The organism is Gordonia sp. 34D, assembly GCF_056682775.1.
In genome coordinates, this window is the sequence record NZ_CM155293.1 from 1,615,393 (window position 1) to 1,634,081 (window position 18,689).

At 63.1% G+C, this 18,689-nt stretch carries 18 protein-coding genes, 1 tRNA gene and 1 pseudogene; 8 read left to right on the forward strand and 12 right to left on the reverse strand.

The genetic code is table 11. The features are described 5' to 3' along the window. Positions 1-108: 108 nt before the first annotated feature. From AC1L34_RS07475 to AC1L34_RS07490, 4 genes are all read right to left on the reverse strand, one after another. A complete protein-coding gene (locus AC1L34_RS07475) occupies positions 109-3,270 on the reverse strand; it encodes a hypothetical protein (protein ID WP_480035246.1) in 3,162 nt (1,053 codons plus the stop codon). A gap of 97 nt (positions 3,271-3,367) precedes the next feature. Next, the gene (locus tag AC1L34_RS07480; protein WP_424322440.1) at positions 3,368-4,663 is read right to left on the reverse strand and encodes a DUF1254 domain-containing protein; all 1,296 of its coding nucleotides are present in this window, start codon (positions 4,661-4,663) and stop codon (positions 3,368-3,370) included. Between the two features lie 32 nt (positions 4,664-4,695). Beyond that, positions 4,696-5,652: a DUF1214 domain-containing protein gene (locus tag AC1L34_RS07485; RefSeq protein ID WP_424294218.1), complete on the reverse strand. Its 957-nt coding sequence runs from the start codon at positions 5,650-5,652 to the stop codon at positions 4,696-4,698. Positions 5,653-5,766: 114 nt separating this feature from the next. Continuing rightward, positions 5,767-6,393, reverse strand: coding sequence for a hypothetical protein (locus AC1L34_RS07490; RefSeq protein WP_424294217.1), 627 nt, complete (start codon positions 6,391-6,393; stop codon positions 5,767-5,769). A gap of 60 nt (positions 6,394-6,453) precedes the next feature. Between AC1L34_RS07490 and cmrA the strand changes: the two genes are divergently transcribed. The 5 genes and pseudogenes from cmrA to AC1L34_RS07515 all read left to right on the forward strand — a co-directional run bounded on the left by cmrA (position 6,454) and on the right by AC1L34_RS07515 (position 8,987). Continuing rightward, positions 6,454-7,263: a mycolate reductase gene (gene cmrA, locus AC1L34_RS07495; protein WP_424294216.1), complete on the forward strand. Its 810-nt coding sequence runs from the start codon at positions 6,454-6,456 to the stop codon at positions 7,261-7,263. Between the two features lie 56 nt (positions 7,264-7,319). After that, the gene (gene orn / locus AC1L34_RS07500) at positions 7,320-7,919 is read left to right on the forward strand and encodes an oligoribonuclease (protein WP_424294215.1); all 600 of its coding nucleotides are present in this window, start codon (positions 7,320-7,322) and stop codon (positions 7,917-7,919) included. A gap of 101 nt (positions 7,920-8,020) precedes the next feature. Beyond that, positions 8,021-8,093 (forward strand) — tRNA-His (locus AC1L34_RS07505). 521 nt (positions 8,094-8,614) lie between these two features. Beyond that, positions 8,615-8,692, forward strand: a pseudogene (locus AC1L34_RS07510) (hypothetical protein); the annotation flags it as partial. Between the two features lie 118 nt (positions 8,693-8,810). Then, positions 8,811-8,987 carry a hypothetical protein gene (locus tag AC1L34_RS07515; protein ID WP_424294222.1) on the forward strand — a complete coding sequence of 59 codons (177 nt, stop codon included), beginning with the start codon at positions 8,811-8,813 and terminating at the stop codon, positions 8,985-8,987. A gap of 6 nt (positions 8,988-8,993) precedes the next feature. Here the strand turns inward: AC1L34_RS07515 and AC1L34_RS07520 are convergent, their stop codons facing one another. From AC1L34_RS07520 to AC1L34_RS07550, 7 genes are all read right to left on the reverse strand, one after another. Further along, entirely contained in the window at positions 8,994-9,683 is a 690-nt protein-coding gene (locus AC1L34_RS07520; protein WP_424294214.1) for a DNA methyltransferase, read from the reverse strand. Positions 9,684-9,810: 127 nt separating this feature from the next. Next, on the reverse strand, positions 9,811-12,048 hold the full coding sequence (locus AC1L34_RS07525; protein ID WP_424322427.1) for an NADP-dependent isocitrate dehydrogenase: 2,238 nt from the start codon (positions 12,046-12,048) through the stop codon (positions 9,811-9,813). A gap of 227 nt (positions 12,049-12,275) precedes the next feature. Then, positions 12,276-13,100 (reverse strand): DNA-3-methyladenine glycosylase family protein, encoded by an 825-nt coding sequence (locus tag AC1L34_RS07530; RefSeq protein WP_424294445.1) that lies wholly within the window; start codon positions 13,098-13,100, stop codon positions 12,276-12,278. A gap of 11 nt (positions 13,101-13,111) precedes the next feature. Further along, positions 13,112-13,714 carry a DNA-3-methyladenine glycosylase I gene (locus tag AC1L34_RS07535; protein WP_424294444.1) on the reverse strand — a complete coding sequence of 201 codons (603 nt, stop codon included), beginning with the start codon at positions 13,712-13,714 and terminating at the stop codon, positions 13,112-13,114. Continuing rightward, positions 13,711-14,301 (reverse strand): methylated-DNA--[protein]-cysteine S-methyltransferase, encoded by a 591-nt coding sequence (locus tag AC1L34_RS07540; protein ID WP_424294443.1) that lies wholly within the window; start codon positions 14,299-14,301, stop codon positions 13,711-13,713. Before AC1L34_RS07540 ends, AC1L34_RS07535 begins: the two co-directional genes overlap by 4 nt. Beyond that, positions 14,298-14,780 carry an RNA polymerase sigma factor gene (locus AC1L34_RS07545; protein ID WP_480035247.1) on the reverse strand — a complete coding sequence of 161 codons (483 nt, stop codon included), beginning with the start codon at positions 14,778-14,780 and terminating at the stop codon, positions 14,298-14,300. The genes AC1L34_RS07540 and AC1L34_RS07545 overlap by 4 nt, the downstream gene beginning before the upstream one ends. A gap of 2 nt (positions 14,781-14,782) precedes the next feature. Beyond that, positions 14,783-15,307, reverse strand: a complete 525-nt coding sequence (locus tag AC1L34_RS07550) for a methylated-DNA--[protein]-cysteine S-methyltransferase (RefSeq protein ID WP_424294441.1) — start codon at positions 15,305-15,307, stop codon at positions 14,783-14,785. A 139-nt stretch (positions 15,308-15,446) separates the two neighbouring features. On the opposite strand from AC1L34_RS07550, the gene AC1L34_RS07555 reads away from it, so the two are divergent. Next, positions 15,447-16,343, forward strand: a complete 897-nt coding sequence (locus AC1L34_RS07555; RefSeq protein ID WP_424325597.1) for a PfkB family carbohydrate kinase — start codon at positions 15,447-15,449, stop codon at positions 16,341-16,343. Positions 16,344-16,364: 21 nt separating this feature from the next. Further along, positions 16,365-16,775, forward strand: coding sequence for a DNA-binding transcriptional response regulator (locus AC1L34_RS07560; RefSeq protein ID WP_424294439.1), 411 nt, complete (start codon positions 16,365-16,367; stop codon positions 16,773-16,775). Positions 16,776-16,892: 117 nt separating this feature from the next. On the opposite strand, the gene AC1L34_RS07565 is transcribed toward AC1L34_RS07560, so the two are convergent. Next, a complete protein-coding gene (locus AC1L34_RS07565; protein WP_424294438.1) occupies positions 16,893-18,083 on the reverse strand; it encodes an acyl-CoA dehydrogenase family protein in 1,191 nt (396 codons plus the stop codon). Between the two features lie 223 nt (positions 18,084-18,306). On the opposite strand from AC1L34_RS07565, the gene AC1L34_RS07570 reads away from it, so the two are divergent. Then, entirely contained in the window at positions 18,307-18,669 is a 363-nt protein-coding gene (locus tag AC1L34_RS07570) for an NADH-quinone oxidoreductase subunit A (protein ID WP_424294437.1), read from the forward strand. Positions 18,670-18,689 lie beyond the last annotated feature (20 nt).

Consider the following 18,689-nt stretch of genomic DNA (forward strand, 5'->3'; position numbering starts at 1 on the left):
AGGCGAGCCCCCCGCTCGTTCTCGCATGATGCGTTGATTCCCGCTCCACGTCTGACGTGGAGCGGGAATCAACGCATCATGCGAGAAGGGCGGGGCGGCGGGTCGCAGCTAAGGATGCACACAGATCAGGGTGCGGAGTCCTGCGAGCGCGGTGCTCGTCTGTTGCGGATTGGCCGCGACGCTTTGCTGCCCGCACAGTGTTTGACCACTGGCTGTTTGCAGAAAGCTGATGCTCGCTCTCGACAGGGTCCATCCGAGTGGCAGTTCCACTGAAGGCCCAATCGGCGGGGCCGACGTCACCACCGATCCCTTGCGCACACCGATGGGCCACGACCCGCCGAACAGCTGCTCTCGCGCCGACCCGCAACCACCGTCTTTCACCGGTGGACACACGGCGTCGAATGCGGCATTGATTCGGTCAATCGACGCGTCCGGCCAAGCCATTGAGCCCGGATTGTTGGAAGACGGAGGGACCAGCGCTTCTGGGGATGGCGAGTTCGAGCCCAACCGGGTCGGCGGTTTGGGCTCATCGTTCAGATATACGACCACCGGAACGACAATCGGGCCGCCGGGTTTCGCGTTCTGCTCCCGCACCAATTCCGCGACTTGCGCCGACATGTCGGCGATCGTTCCGAGCCCCTCCCCTTCGACGTATCCGCCGTCGATGATCTGCAGCGAATTGTCCGCACAGTATCCGGGCGCTCCGGCTGGCGGCTGATCAACCTGCACGCGGCCCGACGGTGTCACGTACGGAAAGCGGGCAGACAGCATGGCCGTTGTGGCCCAACTGGTCACCGGCAAACATTTGCCAAACACCGAGGCGAAATCCATAGATCGTGCAGGCACACCCTCATGACCGTCGCAGTTGATACCTGAGGACTGGGCGGCGAATTGCACCTGTCCGACGAGCAGTCGGCACGGGCCACTGACCGACGCGGCGTTGAAGATCAGCGCACCGGTGGGACCGCGGGCATTCGTCCAGTCAAAGTCGTCGCTCAGGTTCGGAACTGCGCGGATCCACCGCTGTTCCATCAGGGCGGCCCGATCGCGCCACCCGATCTGGCCGTTCACCCACTGCACGCGAATCCCCGTGGCAGAGGCCAAGGCGTCCGACACCAGGAGGCCGCTGATCCCGGCCGCTAGCGCATCGGGGTTGCTGAGGTTTGCTACATCGCGCCGAAGATCAGCTGGTTTCCACTGCACATCCGGCGAGGTTGCACGGGCCAGTGCCAGTCCGACCGAACCACCGCTGACGCCAACAGAGGCGAACACCGCGACCTGCCCGCACGGATCGATTCGGTTGCCCTCGGAATCGGCAGCGGAAATGGTGGCCAGGGAGTTCGCGGTCCAGACTGCCGATCGAATCCCACCACCGCTCGCAGCAACCATGATCATCGGCCGCACCGGTCGGTCCACGCCGTTAACCTGCCGATCACAGGCTTTCGACCTGTCGAGCCACTTCTGGAATGTTTCCTGCAGGTCGAGTCGCTCGGACGTGTCCGTCACTTCGGTAAAGGCGATGCGGTGCAGTCGCGGCGGTCCGCCGCCCGCCGCAGCCAGGACAGCGATAACAAGGCAGATGGTGAGGACCGGGGTTCCGGTAAACCGGAGCGCACCGAAAATATCGAGCGGCTCACGGTCTTGCAATCCGACGACGACGCAACCGAGGAGGGCCGCAATCAGACCGATCACCATTGTCGTGGTGCCGACTACCCCGAAGACTCCCGATAGTGGCAGCGGCCAGAACACAAAGGATCCGAGCATCCCCAGTCCGACGATGACGACCAGGCCCGTGAGGCAGCTGCTGATTCGAAGCGAACTCGCATCGAATCTGCTCGGGCGCGGTACCCACCAACTTGCCACTGCTCCGACCACAACGAGCGCAAGCCAACTGGCGGTCAGCACCGCACCTTGTGCCCAGTCGACTGGTACTCCGCTGGACGTGGCCAGTGTCAGGATCACCGGCGCGGTGAACGACCGCACCCCGCCCCAGGCGCACACGGCGAGGAACAGCATTGGCATTGCGCGTGCCACCCACTGTGCCACGACAATCCGTTCGTTTGCCGAGACCGGTGGCATCGTCGGCATCGCGGCGGAGACGATCGGGGAAGCACGTCGGCGCATTAGCGTCGCGATAACGAACCCGGAGATGATCGCGATGACGACCCACGCCGCAGCCCAACCGGGCATCCCGGCCAGCCCGAGGAACGCCAGGCAGGCGATGAGAGAGATGACCGCGTCAATTACCGGCCAGCGTGGGGTGCGTAGTTTGGGGTCGAACGTGGCCAAACGTGCCGACGCCGACGCTGCAACAATCACCACGAGCACAGTTCCGGTGTTGACGAGGGTGTGAACGTCAACGAGGTTCTCGTGACCGCGCCAGTCGAGGAATCGCATGCCGCTAACCAATGCGAGGGGCACCACCGTCCAGGGGAGCAGCAAGGCGGGCGGTCGTGCACGGCGGAGGCCGCCGGAATCTAGGTCGGTGTACCTGCGGCGGACACGATTGGCCCGTGCAGTCCCGACGACGTACAAGGATCCGGCGACGACCGCCACTGCCACTCCGCCCGCCAACAGCGACCACAGATGATCGCCGCTCCCGAGGTCGTCCAACCAACGTCGTTGAGCGTCGGGAAACTGGTCGAGCGGACCCGCCGCCGACACCACACCGGCCACTGCGGCGACCAGCACGACGAAGACCGACAGTCGTTGCACCCAGAGCCCTGTCCACAGAACCCGCACAGCCACGGTCAATTGGCGACGAACCTGCGGTGAGGCGACCACCAGGACCGCCGCGATCAGCAACGACAGCCACTTCACTGCGCTACCGATTCTGAGCAGCCACTGCAGCATCTCGGGTGCGTCGTGCACCAAGGCAAGTACCGCGATCGACTCCACGGCTTCACCTGCAATTGCGGCCACGATGCAGGCCCGAACCGCGCGCCTCACGATCGGGTGGGCGATGAAACTTGAGCCCAGGAGCAGCGCCGTCACGTAACCGATGGTGAAGACCGCGTCGAGTCCGACGTACCAGGCGGTCAGTCGTTCGACGATGGTGGCCGCGCCGGAACTCCAGCCCGACCACTGTTGCGGGTCGGACTGAAAGACCCCTCCCGGGGCATGCGCCGCACTGAGCGAGAGCGCGCCGTCGGTCGTCCGCAGGAGGAGCCGATCCACTTCGGACAGCGCGATAAACCCAGCAATTCCGATTAACGCAGACAGCCACAAGCCCGCCCGCCGATGCACCGTTAGGAACGCTCCCATGGTCATACCTCGATATCGGTCCGCCTTACGTCCACCTCACCGATTTCCCTGACCGCCTACCGCATAGCTGTCCTTACAGTCTGCGCTTAGGAGCGTCCCGACGTTAGATCTTTGTGATTGCTGGGATCGTGTACGTGCCGTCCAAGACGGAGTTAGCCGGTTCGTACATGCGCAGGATCGGGCGGAAAGGCCCCGCTGGGGCGGGGAGCCAGTTGGCCCGGGCACGCGCGTCGTCGGGCTCGTCGTGGGAGATGGTGATGATGAGCGAACCATCGTCCTCAAATTCGATCCCCGCGGTCCGATCACCGATCGAGTAGCGATTCGCCGCGTTCGCGACCAGGAAGTAGTCGGGAACGTCGTACATGGTCAACGACCAGAACGCCGAGACCGGCGGCAACTCCAGCAAGTGGAGCTGGTAGGTGTTGGTGCCGACCAACTGCTCACCCGCATCGTCGACGTACGTCGCAATGTAGGCGGCCTCGTACGCGTGGTTGCCCCATAGCCCGCCGAGGGCGGCCGCTGCCCGCTGGACGACGCGACGCTGCGGATCGGCAATCTTGAACTCGGGAAGATCCAGCGTCCCGACCTCGAAGTAATCCAGGTTGTAGTCGAACGAGTGGTAGGCCAGGTTCCACCCATTCACCACGTCGTTGCCGCCGCCCGCGCCCAGGATCTCCTCGAGCTTGGCTTGCCCCTGTTCGACGGCCGCTTCAAGGTCCTCCGCGCTGGCCGCGGCGACGAGTTCGACGTAGCGCTCCTGCATCTCGCGGTCACGGTCAGCGGGTGCGAACGCCTCGCTCCATCGCGCAAATCGCTGCCAGAATGCCGCCGAGTCCGACAACCCGGCGTCGATCGAGGGCACTCCGGCGGGCACAGCTGCCGGATCGATCTGGGTCAACGTGGTGGCGTCCTGCAGTGCGTGCACGTTCGGCAGATCATCGTCGTTGGCGACCGCCCAGCGCCCGACGATCGAAGCGACCCGTGTCGGGACCCGCACCAGCATGGCATCGTCGGGGATCGGGCCCGCCCAGTTCGGCGGAACCAAGAGGAAACGACCGGCGCGCGGCCCGGTGGCCCGATGTCCGATGTACGCGAAGTTCTCGGTCCACGCACTCACAAACTGCAGGACGAAGTACCGGCCCGCAGTCTCGGGTACCTCAAGCAGGATCGGTCCGACGCTCATATCGAGCTGAGCCATGGAGTACAGCGTGTCGTTGTTGATGGTCACGAAGGTGTCTTCGGGGCCAGCGAGGCCTCGCGCATGGCTAAAGGTGTTGAAGTCGGCTGCCGGGTTCTTACCGACGCCTGTCGTCAGGTATCGCTCAACCTGCTCAATGTTGAAAACGACGGGGAACCCGTAGAAGTAGGCGCCGATGAGATCAGAGAGGTTGCCGGTCATGCCGCTGTCGCCTGTCATGCCGTTGTCTCCTGTCATGCCGCTGTCTCCTGCCGGATGGTGGGGAACTGCCAGGTGCCGTCGAGGATTTCTGGTCGCGGCCGGTACAGGCGGACCAAGTAGTTCCAGCCTTCCACGATGGGCAGCGTGTTCGGCCGACTTGGGTCGCCGCCGAATCTGATGGTGACGGTGCCATCGTCGTTGCGGTCGGCGGTGATGTTGTTGACGCTGTACGCGCCGGCCTCATTCTCCGAGAAGTAGCCTGCGGCGTCGTACATCGAGACTGACCAGAAACCGTCGACCGGGACGTCCCCCACCGTCAGGGTGTACTCCCCTACTGGCAGACCTGGGTCGACCATCACATAGTAGGCCTCCTGCTCCGGCAGGCCGCCCCATCCCGATGCTGCCCCCAGGAGGTGCCGAATCGGGTCAACGTCCTCGCGCCGACCGAAGCAACCGTCCAATCCCCCGAGCCCGCGGGACAGTTCAAGGAGCGCATTTCGGGTGCGTTCGAAGGAGGGTTCATCGTAGGTCGGCGGTACAAAGGTTCCGCCTGCCACGGAGTGCAGCCCGAACCCATCCTGGATTGCGTTGACGGCGGCAACGTCGGCCGGGTCTTCGGCATCAACTAAGACCCGTCCCGCAGCCAGGACGAAGTCGCTCCCCAATTCGGCTGCGGTGAGCGAGTATTCGCCCGCGCCGTGGAAAACGCGATTGACGTAGTGGTCCTCGCTGACGATCATCACCGAGACGTACCGGTCACCGACCTCGGGGATCGTCAGTGTCGCGCCGCGCGAAACGTCGACGATCGCCGCACTGTAAAGGGTGTCCCGATTCATTCGGATGACGGTCTGCTGGTCGATGGGCGTCGGGACCCGGTAGTGCCCCCACTTGTTGGTGCCGCCAGCAAAGGCCGTGATGCCCGCGAACATTCGCGCGCTTTCGATTCGGACGTAGTTGGCGTAAGTGACAGCTGCGTGAGATTCGGTCATTCACAAAGCCTTTCACGGTGCGGAACCGCCGCTCCGGACGGGTGACGGCGTGTCCAATCATAGGTAATGCCGGATTCACCGAAGCCCAAACGAGCAGCTAGGTTTCGCTCGGTCCTAGTTGCCCGGCCGATTGAGATCGTCGTCGTTTGGGTAGCTCGACATCCCAGTCTGCTGTGTCCCGTACGGCTGTGTCCCGTACGGCTGTGGACCGGATACCCAGACCGTGGAAGGCGGAGCCTTGGCTGTGTTGGCCCCGATGATCCACAAGATTGCGCCGATCACCAGAAGCAACACACCGAACCCACCGCCAAATACCGCCAGCAGAATGCCGCCCACGCCGGTGAAAATGCCGGCCGCCAGATCTCGAGGGCCCGCAATGACGTCGGGGGCGTCGCACACGATCGTGTAAGTACCAGCCTTGGTGAAACGGAAGGACTGGAAGCTGGACACCGAACGGTTGTTGTAGGTCACCGAAGAATTGGTCCGCTGTAGCCCCGACTCCACCCGGGCCGGGCCGGTAGCAGTGCACTTTGGTGCGTCGAAGCCGACCTGCGACGAATACAGCACCAGGATCGCGTCTGCCTCCGCGACGAACTCCGTGGGTCCGTCAACACCGAATGCATCGGATTGGAAGTCGCTCATCTTGCCGAACCCCATCACAGCCAGCACCGTTCCCGCGACGACGGTCGCGATCGCGATGGCGAGTCCGGACCACGTGAGCCATTTGCCAAGCTTTTTCATCTGCCCATCCTGACCCAACCGGAGATCGCTTCCTAGCCGCCCCGCAGTACCATGACCGGCATGTCTGTTCCCGCTCCTCAGCCCACGGCCCGCGCAGTCATCACCGGCGCCTCGTCGGGTATCGGAATGGCCCTAGCCCGAGCACTCGCGGCCCGTGGTCATTCGCTGATCCTCGTGGCACGGCGCGGTGAGATTCTCGCCGAGCTGGCCGCCGAATTGACGACCAACCACGGTGTCGAAGCCGAAGTGCGTGCCGTCGACCTGTCTGATCTGACCGCCGTCGCAACCCTTTGCGACGAACTCGTAGGCCGTGAAATCTCCATTCTTTGCAACAACGCGGGCATCGCGACGTTCGGTCCGATCGCCGAGTTGGACGCGGCGTACGAGCGAGCCCAGTTGCGTCTCAACGCTAACGCCGTGCAGGAGTTGACGCTCGCAGTACTTCCGCAGATGGTTCAGCGCGGTTCGGGCGGCATCCTGATGGTCGGGTCGGCCGCTGGCAACATGGCGATCCCGAACAACGCCACCTATGCCGCATCGAAGGCCTTCGTCAATACCTTCAGCGAATCGTTGCGCGGCGAACTCAGGGGCGCCGGCGTCCATGTGACCCTCTTGGCACCCGGTCCGGTCCGCACCCAGACTCCCGCACCTGAAGACGAGTCGATCGTCGACAAGATGGTCCCCGACTTCCTGTGGCACTCGTCCGACAAGGTCGCGGAGATGAGCCTTGATGCGTTGGCGCGCAACAAAATGCGCGTCGTGCCGGGCACGCTAAGCAAGGCCATGTCGGTGGCGGGTGGCTACTCGCCGCGCGCGATCGTCGCGCCGATTGTCGGGAGGTTTTACGGCAAGATGGGGGAGCCCGAGTAGTCATCGTCCTCGATCCCCCCGGACAGTCGTGCTGTGACGGCACTACAGTTGACTGCGTGCAAGACAAACTGGTGTGGATCGACTGCGAGATGACCGGTCTCGATGTCGGATCCGACAAACTCATCGAAATCGCCGCTCTCGTCACCGACAGCGACCTCAACATTCTCGGAGACGGCGTCGACGTGGTGATCCATGCCGACGACGAGGCCCTGGCAAACATGCCCGACGTCGTGACCAAGATGCATGCCGATTCCGGGCTGACGGAGGAGGTCCGCGCGTCCACGGTCACTCTCGCCGAGGCCGAAAAGATGGTCCTGGACTATCTCCGCGAGCACATCACCACGGCCGGTGCCGCACCACTCGCTGGCAACTCAATTGCCACCGACCGCGGCTTCATCGTGCGCGATATGCCCGAGCTGAATGCATACCTCCACTACCGGATGGTCGACGTCAGCTCGATTAAAGAACTGTGCCGCCGCTGGTTCCCGCCGATCTACTTCGGTCAGCCACAAAAGGGCCTCGCACACCGCGCACTGGCCGATATTCGCGAGTCGATCCGCGAACTCCGCTACTACCGCGAGGCGGCCTTTGTCGCCGCTCCCGGACCGGATGCCAAGACGCTTGAGGCGATCGTCGAAAAGCTTGGCCCGGCGTAAAGTCACTGGTAGCTAAACCGATTGGAGTTTCGGACGGTAACTCCGCTAGAGTATGGTCCTGGCTCGGGAACAACGGATATCCGTTGCGAACTGAGTCGATGGTGGATGTAGTTCAGTTGGTAGAGCACCAGGTTGTGATCCTGGCTGTCGCGGGTTCGAGTCCCGTCATCCACCCCTAGAGAGAACGTCTGACCCGCAAGGGTCAGGCGTTCTTTCGTTTCTGTGCACCGAGAACTGTCGATTTCGTCGCTCCGCGTACGTCGCCATGGTGTCGGGTAGTTCGGCCCGGAAGAACCACAGGGAGTAGTCATGAAACATGCACTGTTACTGATCGGCCATATGTCGAAGATCCGGCCTGCGGGCGAGACGGCGGTGCCGACCCGGAAGAGTTCTTCGCCTTCGACAAGGAGATCACCGATGCTGGCGTGGTCGTCAGCTCGTTCTCCCTCGAAGACGAGTGCGTCTACGTCCACACCGATGCTTCTGGCGCGGCACCGGGGGGGCACGTCGAGATCAGCCCGCGGGCGCCGTAATGACCGATGACGGTCCCTCCGCACCGTCCGGGAGCCTCCCCCCGCTGAGGCCCGCCGGGCGGTCGCAGCCGTCGACCGTGAGGCCAGATCCAGGTTGCTCGCCACCCTTACGAGGCTGTCGGGAAAATTGGACCCGATATGGTGACCGATGACCGGCTTGGAATGTTCTTCGCGTGCGCACACCCCGTCTTGCCACTGGAAGACCGCATCGCGCTCACCTTGCGCTTTGTTGCCGGGCTCACGACCGCGGAGATCGCCCACGCTTTGCTCGTGGCCACCGCAACGATGCAACAGCGGAGTTGCAGGCCCCTACGCCATTCAGGCAGCGATCGCCGCGGTCCATGCCGAAGCACCCAGCATGGACGCGACGGACTGGGCTCAGATCGCGGTGCTGTACCAACTCCTGGAGACAAAGGATCCGAGCCCGGTGGTGAAGTTGGGTCATGCGGTCGCTGTCGGCCGTTCGGTTTCTGTCGGCCGTTCGATTTTCGAGGACGACTATCTGGCAGCCGCACTCGCCGACTGCCTTGAATGAGATCCCTCAGCGTCGCTGAAATACCAGCAGCGCGTCGGCAACCAGGTCGTGCGGGTACTGATCCCACACGATCTCGGTGGTCCCGATGTAGACCAGATGCTGCGCGAGGACCTGCCGACAATCGTCGATCAGGTGCGTGGTGTCGCTCATGTGGTGAATGTCGGCCACATTCCAGACGACGTACCCGCCGGGCGCTACCAGGTGCGCGCATTGCGCCGCGACGAATCCAAGCTCGTTCAGGTACTGGGTATAGTTGCCGTCCTGTTCCTCGTACGCAGTCAAGGGGTCGGCGTCGTGATTCTCCCTAGTCATATACGGCGGCGACGTCAGGATGAGGCCAACAGATCCATCTGAGCTCTCCCCCGCCGCCCGCAAAACGCGAACCATGCCCCGGGCATCACCCTCATAGATTCGCGCCGCAGGCGTCCGCTCCCGCAGATAGTCCACCCGCTCGGGAAGCAGCTCGATACCGAGTGCTTCCCTGCCGAGTTCCACGGCGCGGGCGATCGTAGTTCCGAAACCGGCGAACGGATCGAACACTATCTCTCCCGGACGACTGCAGCGAGTAATCACGTGATCGACGATGTCGGCGATCATGTGAACATCTTCCTCAGCCGACGACGGACGCTGGTCCAGAAAGTCAGCGAGCACCGCCGACAAATGCCGATCCAACGGAGACTTCAGCGAAGTTGTCACCAACCCAGTTTATTCACTCTCGGACTGGGGGCTCCTCGATGCGGGGCAAGGAGCCCGGAAATGCGAATGTGCGCTGTTACCGCTCAGCGGCAACAGCGCACATTCGCTTACTTTGGCCTACCGGCCGCTAGCTACCGGCGGAAGCGAGAATTTCGTTGAAGGTTGCGCTCGGACGCATTGCAGCGTCGAGCTTTTCCTCGTCGGCGAGGTAGTAGCCACCGAGATCCACCGCGCCGCCCTGCACTGCGGCCAGCTCGGCGATGATGGTTTCTTCCTGCGCCGCCAGTTTCTCGGCGAGCGGCTTGAAGTAGGCCGCGAGCTCTGCATCTTCGGTCTGTGCGGCCAGTTCCTGCGCCCAGTACAGGGCGAGGTAGAACTGGCTGCCACGGTTGTCGAGCTCGCCGGTCTTGCGCGACGGCGACTTACTGTTGTCGAGCAGCGTTCCGGTCGCCACATCCAGGGCCTGGCCCACAATGCGGGCCTTCTGGATCCCCGACTTGCGTCCCAGGTCGTCGATGCTCACCGCGAGTGCCAAGAACTCACCGAGCGAATCCCACCGCAGGTGGTCTTCTTCGACGAGCTGCTTGACGTGCTTCGGTGCCGAGCCGCCTGCGCCGGTCTCGTAGAGCCCGCCGCCGGCCATCAGTGGAACAATCGACAGCATCTTGGCGCTGGTACCCAGTTCCAAAATCGGGAACAGGTCGGTGAGGTAGTCGCGCAGGATATTGCCGGTGACGGAGATCGTGTCGAGGCCGCGGACCAAACGCTCCAGGGTGTAACGCATCGCGCGCACCTGCGACATGATCTGGATGTCGAGGCCCTCGGTGTCGTGGTCCTTGAGGTACTCGCGAACCTTACCGATGAGCATGTTCTCGTGCGGGCGGTACGGGTCAAGCCAGAACACGGCGGGCATGCCCGACTCACGGGACCGCTCAACCGCCAACCGCACCCAGTCGCGGATCGGCGCATCCTTGACGGTGCACATGCGCCAGATATCGCCCTCTTCGACGTCCTGCGACAGCAGGACCTCGCCGGTCGACAGGTCGATAATGTTGGCGACGCCGTCCTCCGGGATTTCGAAGGTCTTGTCGTGCGAGCCGTACTCCTCGGCCTTCTGCGCCATCAGGCCAACGTTCGGGACTGTGCCCATGGTGGTCGGATCGAAGGCACCGTTGGTCTTGCAGAAGTTGATGATCTCCTGGTAGATACGGGCGAACGTCGACTCCGGCATCACTGCCTTGGTGTCCTTCAGACGACCGTCGGCGCCGTACATCTGCCCGCCCGCGCGGATCATCGCCGGCATCGAGGCGTCAACAATCACATCGCTCGGCGAGTGGAAGTTGCTGATGCCGTTATCCGAGTCGACCATCGCCAGTTCGGGGCGATTCTCGTGGCAGGCGTGCATGTCGCGCCGAACTTCCTCACGGAGCGAGGACGGCAGCTTGTCGATCTTGTCGTACAGGTCAACGAGGCCGTTGTTGACGTTGACGCCCAACTCCTCGAAGAGTTCGTGGTGCTTGGCGAAGGCGTCCTTGTAGAAAACCTTGACCGCGTGACCGAAGACAATCGGGTGCGAGACCTTCATCATGGTCGCCTTGACGTGCAGCGAGAACATCACACCGGTGTCGCGGGCATCGTTGAGCTGATCCTCGTAGAACTCGAGGAGGGCCTTCTTGCTCATGAACATGCTGTCAATGACGTCGCCAGCGTCGACGCGGACGGACTCCTTCAGCACGATCGTCTCGCCACTCTTCGTGACGATCTCCATGCGGGTGTCGCAGTCGTGGTCGACGACCATCGACTTTTCACCGGCGTAGAAGTCGCCGTGGGTCATGTGCGCGACGTGCGAACGCGACGCCATGGACCACTTGCCCATGCTGTGCGGGTGCTTCCGCGCGTATTCCTTCACGGCCTTCGGCGCGCGACGGTCGGAGTTGCCTTCGCGGAGAACCGGGTTGACGGCGCTGCCGAGGCAAGCCGAGTAGCGGTCGCGGATCGCCTTTTCTTCTTCGGTCTTCGGATCCTGCGGATAGTCCGGAACCGCGTAGCCCTTGTCCTGCAACTCAGCGATCGCGGCGTGCAGCTGCGGGACCGAGGCGCTGATGTTGGGGAGCTTGATGATGTTGGTGCTGGGGTCCTGCGTCAGGCGACCCAACTCCGCCAGGTTGTCCGGGACGCGCTGTTCCTCGGTCAAGAAGTCGGGGAACGCCGCGAGGATGCGGGCACCAACGGAGATGTCAGAGGTTTCGACATCGACGCCTGCGGGCTCGGTGAAAGTCCGAATGATCGGAAGGAACGAGGCCGTCGCGAGTCGCGGAGCTTCGTCAGTCAGTGTGTAAATGATTGTGTTCGGCTGTGAGGCCATCTGTGGCAACCTCTTCTGAATTATCGTTCTTGTGGAACTCATGGATAGGTCAGTCGCCCTGTATTGTCCCGCTGATCGTGACGCGAATCGAGCGGACCCGCGAATGCGAGACGATACACACATTCCTGAATCCTGTGACCTGGCCCGCTAGCTGTAGCAAGCAGTCAGGCGCGTCGCAATTTACGTCGTCTAACCGCGGTATTGCGGGCGATGAGCCATGTCCCAGGTTAGTCGAGGGCTCCAGATAGGGCCCACAGCCTCGCCGCGGCATAGCTGCGGAAGGGCCGCCACCGCGCGTCCGCATCATCACCTCGGTTCGCTTTTCGCATCATTCGACGCAGCACCGCGTCCGAATGCGGGAACGCATCGGGGTCGCCGCCAGCACGCACCGCCAGGTAGTCGAGGGTCCACGGGCCGATGCCGTACAGACCGGCGAGCTCCGATCGTGGCGGCAATGTGGCACTCGATGGACGAGCCGCGAAAAAGTCGGCCACTCCGTGCACCGTGCGAGCACGGGCACCGGTGAGTCGCAAAGTTGACTGCAGATCGTCAACCGGAACTCGGGCAAGCGTTCGGGGTGTCGGGAAGGTCAGGAGTCCGTTTGGGGCGGGTGTTCCGAACGCCGCGACGAGGCGGGCACCGAACAATCTCCCGGCCGAGAGCGTCACTTGCTGACCGAGGACTGTTTGTACCACGGCTTCGAAGGGCTCCGGGCTGCCCGTGATCCGCAGACCCGGATGGTCGGCGACATGCCCCGCGAACAAGGGATCGGTCGCCAGGTGCGCGTTGATCGGCCCCAGATCGGTGGCGAGATCAAACCAGCGCTCAACCTCGCCGGCGATCACTTCGACCACGCCGTCGTCGACGGTGTTGGTTGAGATCGTGACTCCCCCAGGGTCCAGTTCGCAGGAGGCCGCATGCACGGCGTCGTCGACGGTGAACAGTCGGGTGACGGCAGCCGATTCGACGTCGACCCGCATGCGCCCCTCAATGCGATGCGCTGCCAGAACGGCGATCGCGGCAGCATGGTCGAACGGCCCGTTCGCGTTCACGCGGAAAACCGTCACCGGTTCCAGACACCCGACGTACCGCGACGGTGAGACCCGAGCAGATGCGTATCGACGATGCCGACCGCCTCCATCAAGGCGTACATGGTGGTCGGCCCGACGAACGAGAATCCTTTTTTGCGCAGTGCTTTGGCCAAGGCCACCGATTCCGGCGACTGCGTCGGCACGTCGGCCTGCGTCTGTGGTTCGGGCGTCACGTCTGGCTGGAAGCCCCAGATAAAGTCGGCGAGCCCACCCTGCTCCCGCAAGCGCAGGGTAGCGGCAGCATTGGTGATCGCTGCGTTCACCTTCATCCGATTGCGGACGATGCCTGCGTCGCCCATGAGTCGTTCAACATCACCGTCGTCGAACCGTGCCACCCGTTCGGGGTCGAAGGCGGCGAACGCCTTCCGGAAGGCTGGTCGTTTGCGGAGGATGGTGGCCCACGACAAGCCCGACTGGAAGGCTTCGAGGCTCAAGCGCTCGAACATGCCTTGTTCGTCGCGAATCGGCATGCCCCATTCGGTGTCGTAGTAGTCGCGGAGCAGCGGATCCACACTCGCCCAGACCGGGCGGCCAAGTCCGTCGTCGCCCACCACGAGGCCTGAATCATCGCTCACGCCGCACGCTCCAATTCCAGTAGTGCGGCCTTGGCCGCTGTACCGCCGAGGTAGCCGCCCAGGCTCCCGTCGGCCCGCAACACACGGTGACAGGGGACGACGATCGGCAGCGGATTAGTTGCGCAGGCAGTCCCGACGGCCCGCACCGCGTTCGGGTTGCCGACCGAGGCCGCAACCTCCTTGTACGACGCGGTCTGCCCGTACTTGATATGCGGCAGAAATCGCTGCACGGTCTGCCGAAATCCGGACGACAGCCGCAGGTCCAGGGGGACGTCGAACACGCGGCGACGCGACGCGAAATACTCGTCGAGCTCCGTCGCGATCTCATCCAATCTTGTTGGGGCACGCAGGATTCGGGGGCTTATCGTGGTTGCGAGATCCTCCAGGACCGCGTCGAAATCTTCACGCTGAAAGGCGACGCGCACCAGACCGGCATCGGTCGCCGCGAGCAGGAGTGGGCCAATTGGGGTGTCGACGATGCGGTACGCCAGATCAAGGAGTTGCAAGGAGTCCGCGGCGTTAACCAAGCGCGCCCGCAATCGAGCCAGATCGGCAGAATCGACGGCAAATAGGTCGATATCAGTCATGGTTCATCACGCTTCCGGTAGGTCTTGCGTAGCGATTTCAGGCCGTCGGCGGCGGCGCGGCGAACGGCGTCGGGTGTCCCACCGATAAGTTCCGCGGTCTCGACGTGCGTGAGGCGACCGAGGTAGTGGTAGCCAATGGCGAGTCGTTGCCGCTCGGGCAGTGCCGCGACGTCGGTCCACACGTCCCGGTTTTCGGTGCCGGGGATACCTTCGGTCGACACGGATTCGGGAAGGTCGTCGGTGGGGATCGCTTGCCGCGCCCGGGCCCGTGCCACGTCAATGGCTTTGCGCTTGGCGACATGCACCAGCCACGCCTCAATGTTGGTGCCTTCGTCCAACGCTTGCCAGGCCTTCAACGCCGATAGGAAGGTCTCCGACCACGCATCGTCCGCGTCCGCGCCAGCCCCCAAGACTGCGCGACACACCCGCAACACGGTGGTCCCGTATTGCTCCACGGCCCGCTCGAACGGTCTATTCATCCTTAGAACAGTCTCGACTCAGCGACTTCGGGCGGTTCTTCGATCTCCAGCAAGCGACGCTTGTTGCCCAATCCGCCCGCATAACCTGTCAACGATCCGTCCGCACCCACGACGCGGTGGCACGGGATAATCACGCTGATCGGGTTGTGACCGACGCATTGCCCGACCCGCTGCGCCAGATGCCGATTCCCCAGGCGAACGGCGAGTGCCCCGTAAGTGGTGGTTTGGCCGTACGGAATCTCCCGGAGCATTTCCCACACTCGTTCGGAAAAGTCATCGCCGGAGGTGGCAATGGGTACGTCGAACTCACGTCGCTCCCCCGCCGCGTATTCGTTCAACTCGATGATCGCGGCGGCAAAAACCTCGTCGGACGAGTCGCCAACGATTCCGTAATCGGACTCCGGCGGCAGGTGCCAGTGATTCGGAAAGTAGATCCCCACCAGTGCCGGTCCGTCGGCAACCATGGTGAGTTCGCCCAGCGCGGTCTGCACGACCGCGTGCCGTCGCGCCTTTTCCAGCCCCTTCATGACAGCCTCCTATCTCCATTCATAGAGCAGACGCGTCGGGAACGTCGAACGTGAGACGACGCATCGAAAACCTCGTGACTATCCTCGACGCTGGCGCGGACACTCACGCGACCGACGATATCTACCAGAATGAGACCTGATGCCAGCCTCCGCCGAGCACCCCACATCACCCAGCGAAACGATCCTGTCGACAGCTGGTGCCAATGCCTTGGAACTTGATGTGCGCCCCGCGGAAGTCGTGGTCTTCGGATCACAGCTGGCCTTCGGTTCAGTCGGCCTCAATGCCGGTCTCCCCGTTTACGCGGAATCGGCGGTGCGGTGTGCCGCGATCCCAACGGTCATCTTGAGCAACCTGCCGCACTACCCGTCGGTGCACGGCATCGACGTACCGGCGCAGTGGATCACCGATACGCTGCACGACCTCGCCGCCACCGGCGCACTGCGGTCCGTTCGGGCGATCGCCGTCGGGTACCTCGCCGCACCGGACCAGGCACATGCAATCGCCGACTGGTACCGCGAGCTCGACGCCGAAACTCGGCCCCAATTGATACTGGATCCGACATTCGGCGACGCCGACGTGGGCTTCTACACCGACCCGGCCGTCGCGCCTGCCGTCCGCGACGCACTAGTTCCACTGGCCATGATCGTCACACCGAATACCTTCGAGCTTGAGCACCTTTCGGCACGCCCGGACGCGGAGGCCGCACGGCAGGCCGGGGCCGATGTCGCTGACGTCATCGACCGCGCACAGACCTTGCGGACTGCCGCAGCGCCGGGTGCCCGGGTCGTCATCACCGGGTTGGCGACAGCGCCGGCGACCATCGGCAATCTCATCGTCTCCGGGAGCGACAGCGAGGTGGTGACCGGACCGGAATTGTCGACCGTGGCCAAAGGCCTCGGTGACACTTTTGCTGCTCGACTGGTCAGCCGAACGCTCGCCGGCGACTCGCTTCGCGACGCCGTTGATGCTGCTGCTGGTCGCGTACGTGCGGCGATCGCGAAGGCAAACGCCTCAGACGGCCCCGCGCAGTCGTAGTTCAGCATTAGTGTCGAAGGCGTGAGTCGCGCGAACACTTCCCCCACTGACGACCGTGTCACGCTTCGGGTCCTCGTCTACTCCGACAATCCCGGAACGCGGCGTCAAGTTCTGGGAGCGTTGGGTGAACAACTCCATCCCGATCTGCCCGATCTTGAGTTTGTTGAGGTAGCGACCGCACCGATGGTCCTCTCCCATCTGGACGAGCGGACCGTTGACCTGGCCATTCTCGACGGTGAAGCCGCGCCCACCGGCGGTATGGGTTTGGCGAAGCAGATTCGTGACGAGTACGAGCCATGCCCGCCCATCCTGCTGCTGATTGCCCGAAAGGATGACCGCTGGCTCGCTGACTGGTCACGCGCCGACGCCACCGCCACCCTCCCGATCGATCCGCTCGCATTGCCGCGGACCGTTGTGGGTTTACTGCAGTAGCCGACCTCGGCCAGGCGAGTTCGGTGCTTTCCCTGGCCGCACCGCCCTACGTTCTTCGCGATGATCGCGTGCACGCCTTCACCGGTGGCCTGCATCGCCGTCAGGAAATCGACGCCGTCAAAGTCGGTAGCTGCGAAGGACGCCCTTGCTGATAATGGTCTTCTGAATCTCGCTGGTTCCCTCACCGATAAGTAGGAATGGGGCTTCGCGCATGAGCCGCTCGATCTCATACTCCTTCGAGTAGCCGTAGCCACCGTGAATCCGGAAGGCCTCCTGCGTGACCTCCGAGCAGTATTCGCTCGCCAAGTATTTGGCCATCCCGGCAGCTACATCGTTGCGGTCGCCAGAGTCTTTGAGGCGGGCGGCGTTAACCATCATGAGGTGAGCGGCCTCAACCTTGGTCGCCATCTCGGCAAGTTTGAAAGCGATGGCCTGATGTTCCACGATCGGCTTGCCGAATGTCTCCCGCTGCTGCGCGTAGCGAGCCGCCAATTCAAAACTCCGCAAGGCCACGCCGCAGGCCCGTGCCGAGACGTTGACACGCCCCACCTCGACGCCATCCATCATGTGGCCGAAGCCCTGACCGGGGGTTCCCCCGAGAATGTCCGACGCTGGGGCCCGATAACGGTCGAAGATGAGTTCGGTGGTGTCGATACCCTTGTAACCCATTTTCTCAATTTTCCCGGGGATCGTAATCCCGGGGACGACCTCGCCAAATCCGGCGGGCTTCTCGATCAAGAAGGTGGTGAGATTCTTGTGCGGCTTCTCAGCCCCTTCCTCGGTCTTGACGAGGGCGGCAACCAGCGTCGAGGACGCGCCGTTGGTGAGCCACATTTTTTGCCCGTTGATGACGTAGTCACTGCCATCGCGCGTGGCGCGCGTGCTAATCGCGGCAACGTCTGAACCCAACGCTGGCTCGGACATCGAGAACGCTCCGCGTACTTCGCCCGTAGCCATCCGAGGCAGGAAACGATCCTTCTGCTCCTGCGTTCCATGCTGGCCGATCATGTAGGCGACGATGAAGTGCGTGTTGATGACACCCGACACGCTCATCCATCCGCGGGCCAATTCCTCAACGCACAGCGCATAGGTCAACAGTGATTCGCCCAGGCCCCCGTACTCGGTCGGAATCATGAGTCCGAACAGGCCCATGTTCGCCATGTGGTCGACAATTTCCTGCGGGTACGTGTCCGAATGTTCCAGTTCTTGGGCATTCGGAATCACCTCTTTGTCGACGAAGCTTCGCACTGCAGCAAGCACATCCGTCTGAAACTCGGTGAGGCCCGGGGTCTGTGCAAGACGCGTCAAGGCGGACTCCTATCGAAGGGCGGCCAGCCGATGCGGCGACCGCGTAACCCTTGTCGTTATATCCCGAAAGTCACCGCGCGGCAGCCACCTTCACGGAAGGACAAATTCGCCGAGAAGTCCCACAGCGCACGCAATTACGTGAGTAGGGTGTGCAGTGAGTCACAGTTAATCGTCTTGGTGAGTAGCCACTCACCGCGCGTAGTGAAAGTGGAGGCGTGCGGGCATGAATGCGTACGGACCGATCTTGGTTCTCGGCGGCATCGCACTGGCCTTCGGAGTGGTTTCGGTGGTAATCGCCTCCGTCATCGGCCCCCGCCGCTACAACCGCTCAAAACTCGAAGCCTACGAATGCGGCATCGAACCGCTTCCCCCAACAGCGGGCCTGGTCCAGCGCTTCCCAGTGAAGTACTACCTGACCGCCATGCTGTTCATCATCTTCGACATCGAGATCGTCTTCCTTTATCCGTGGGCAGTCGCGTCCGACAGCCTCGGCTGGTTCGGACTGATCGCGGTCGCGCTGTTCCTCATCAACGTTTCCGTTGCCTACGCCTATGAGTGGCGACGCGGAGGACTGCGCTGGGACTGACCTGGCCCAAACACCACAGC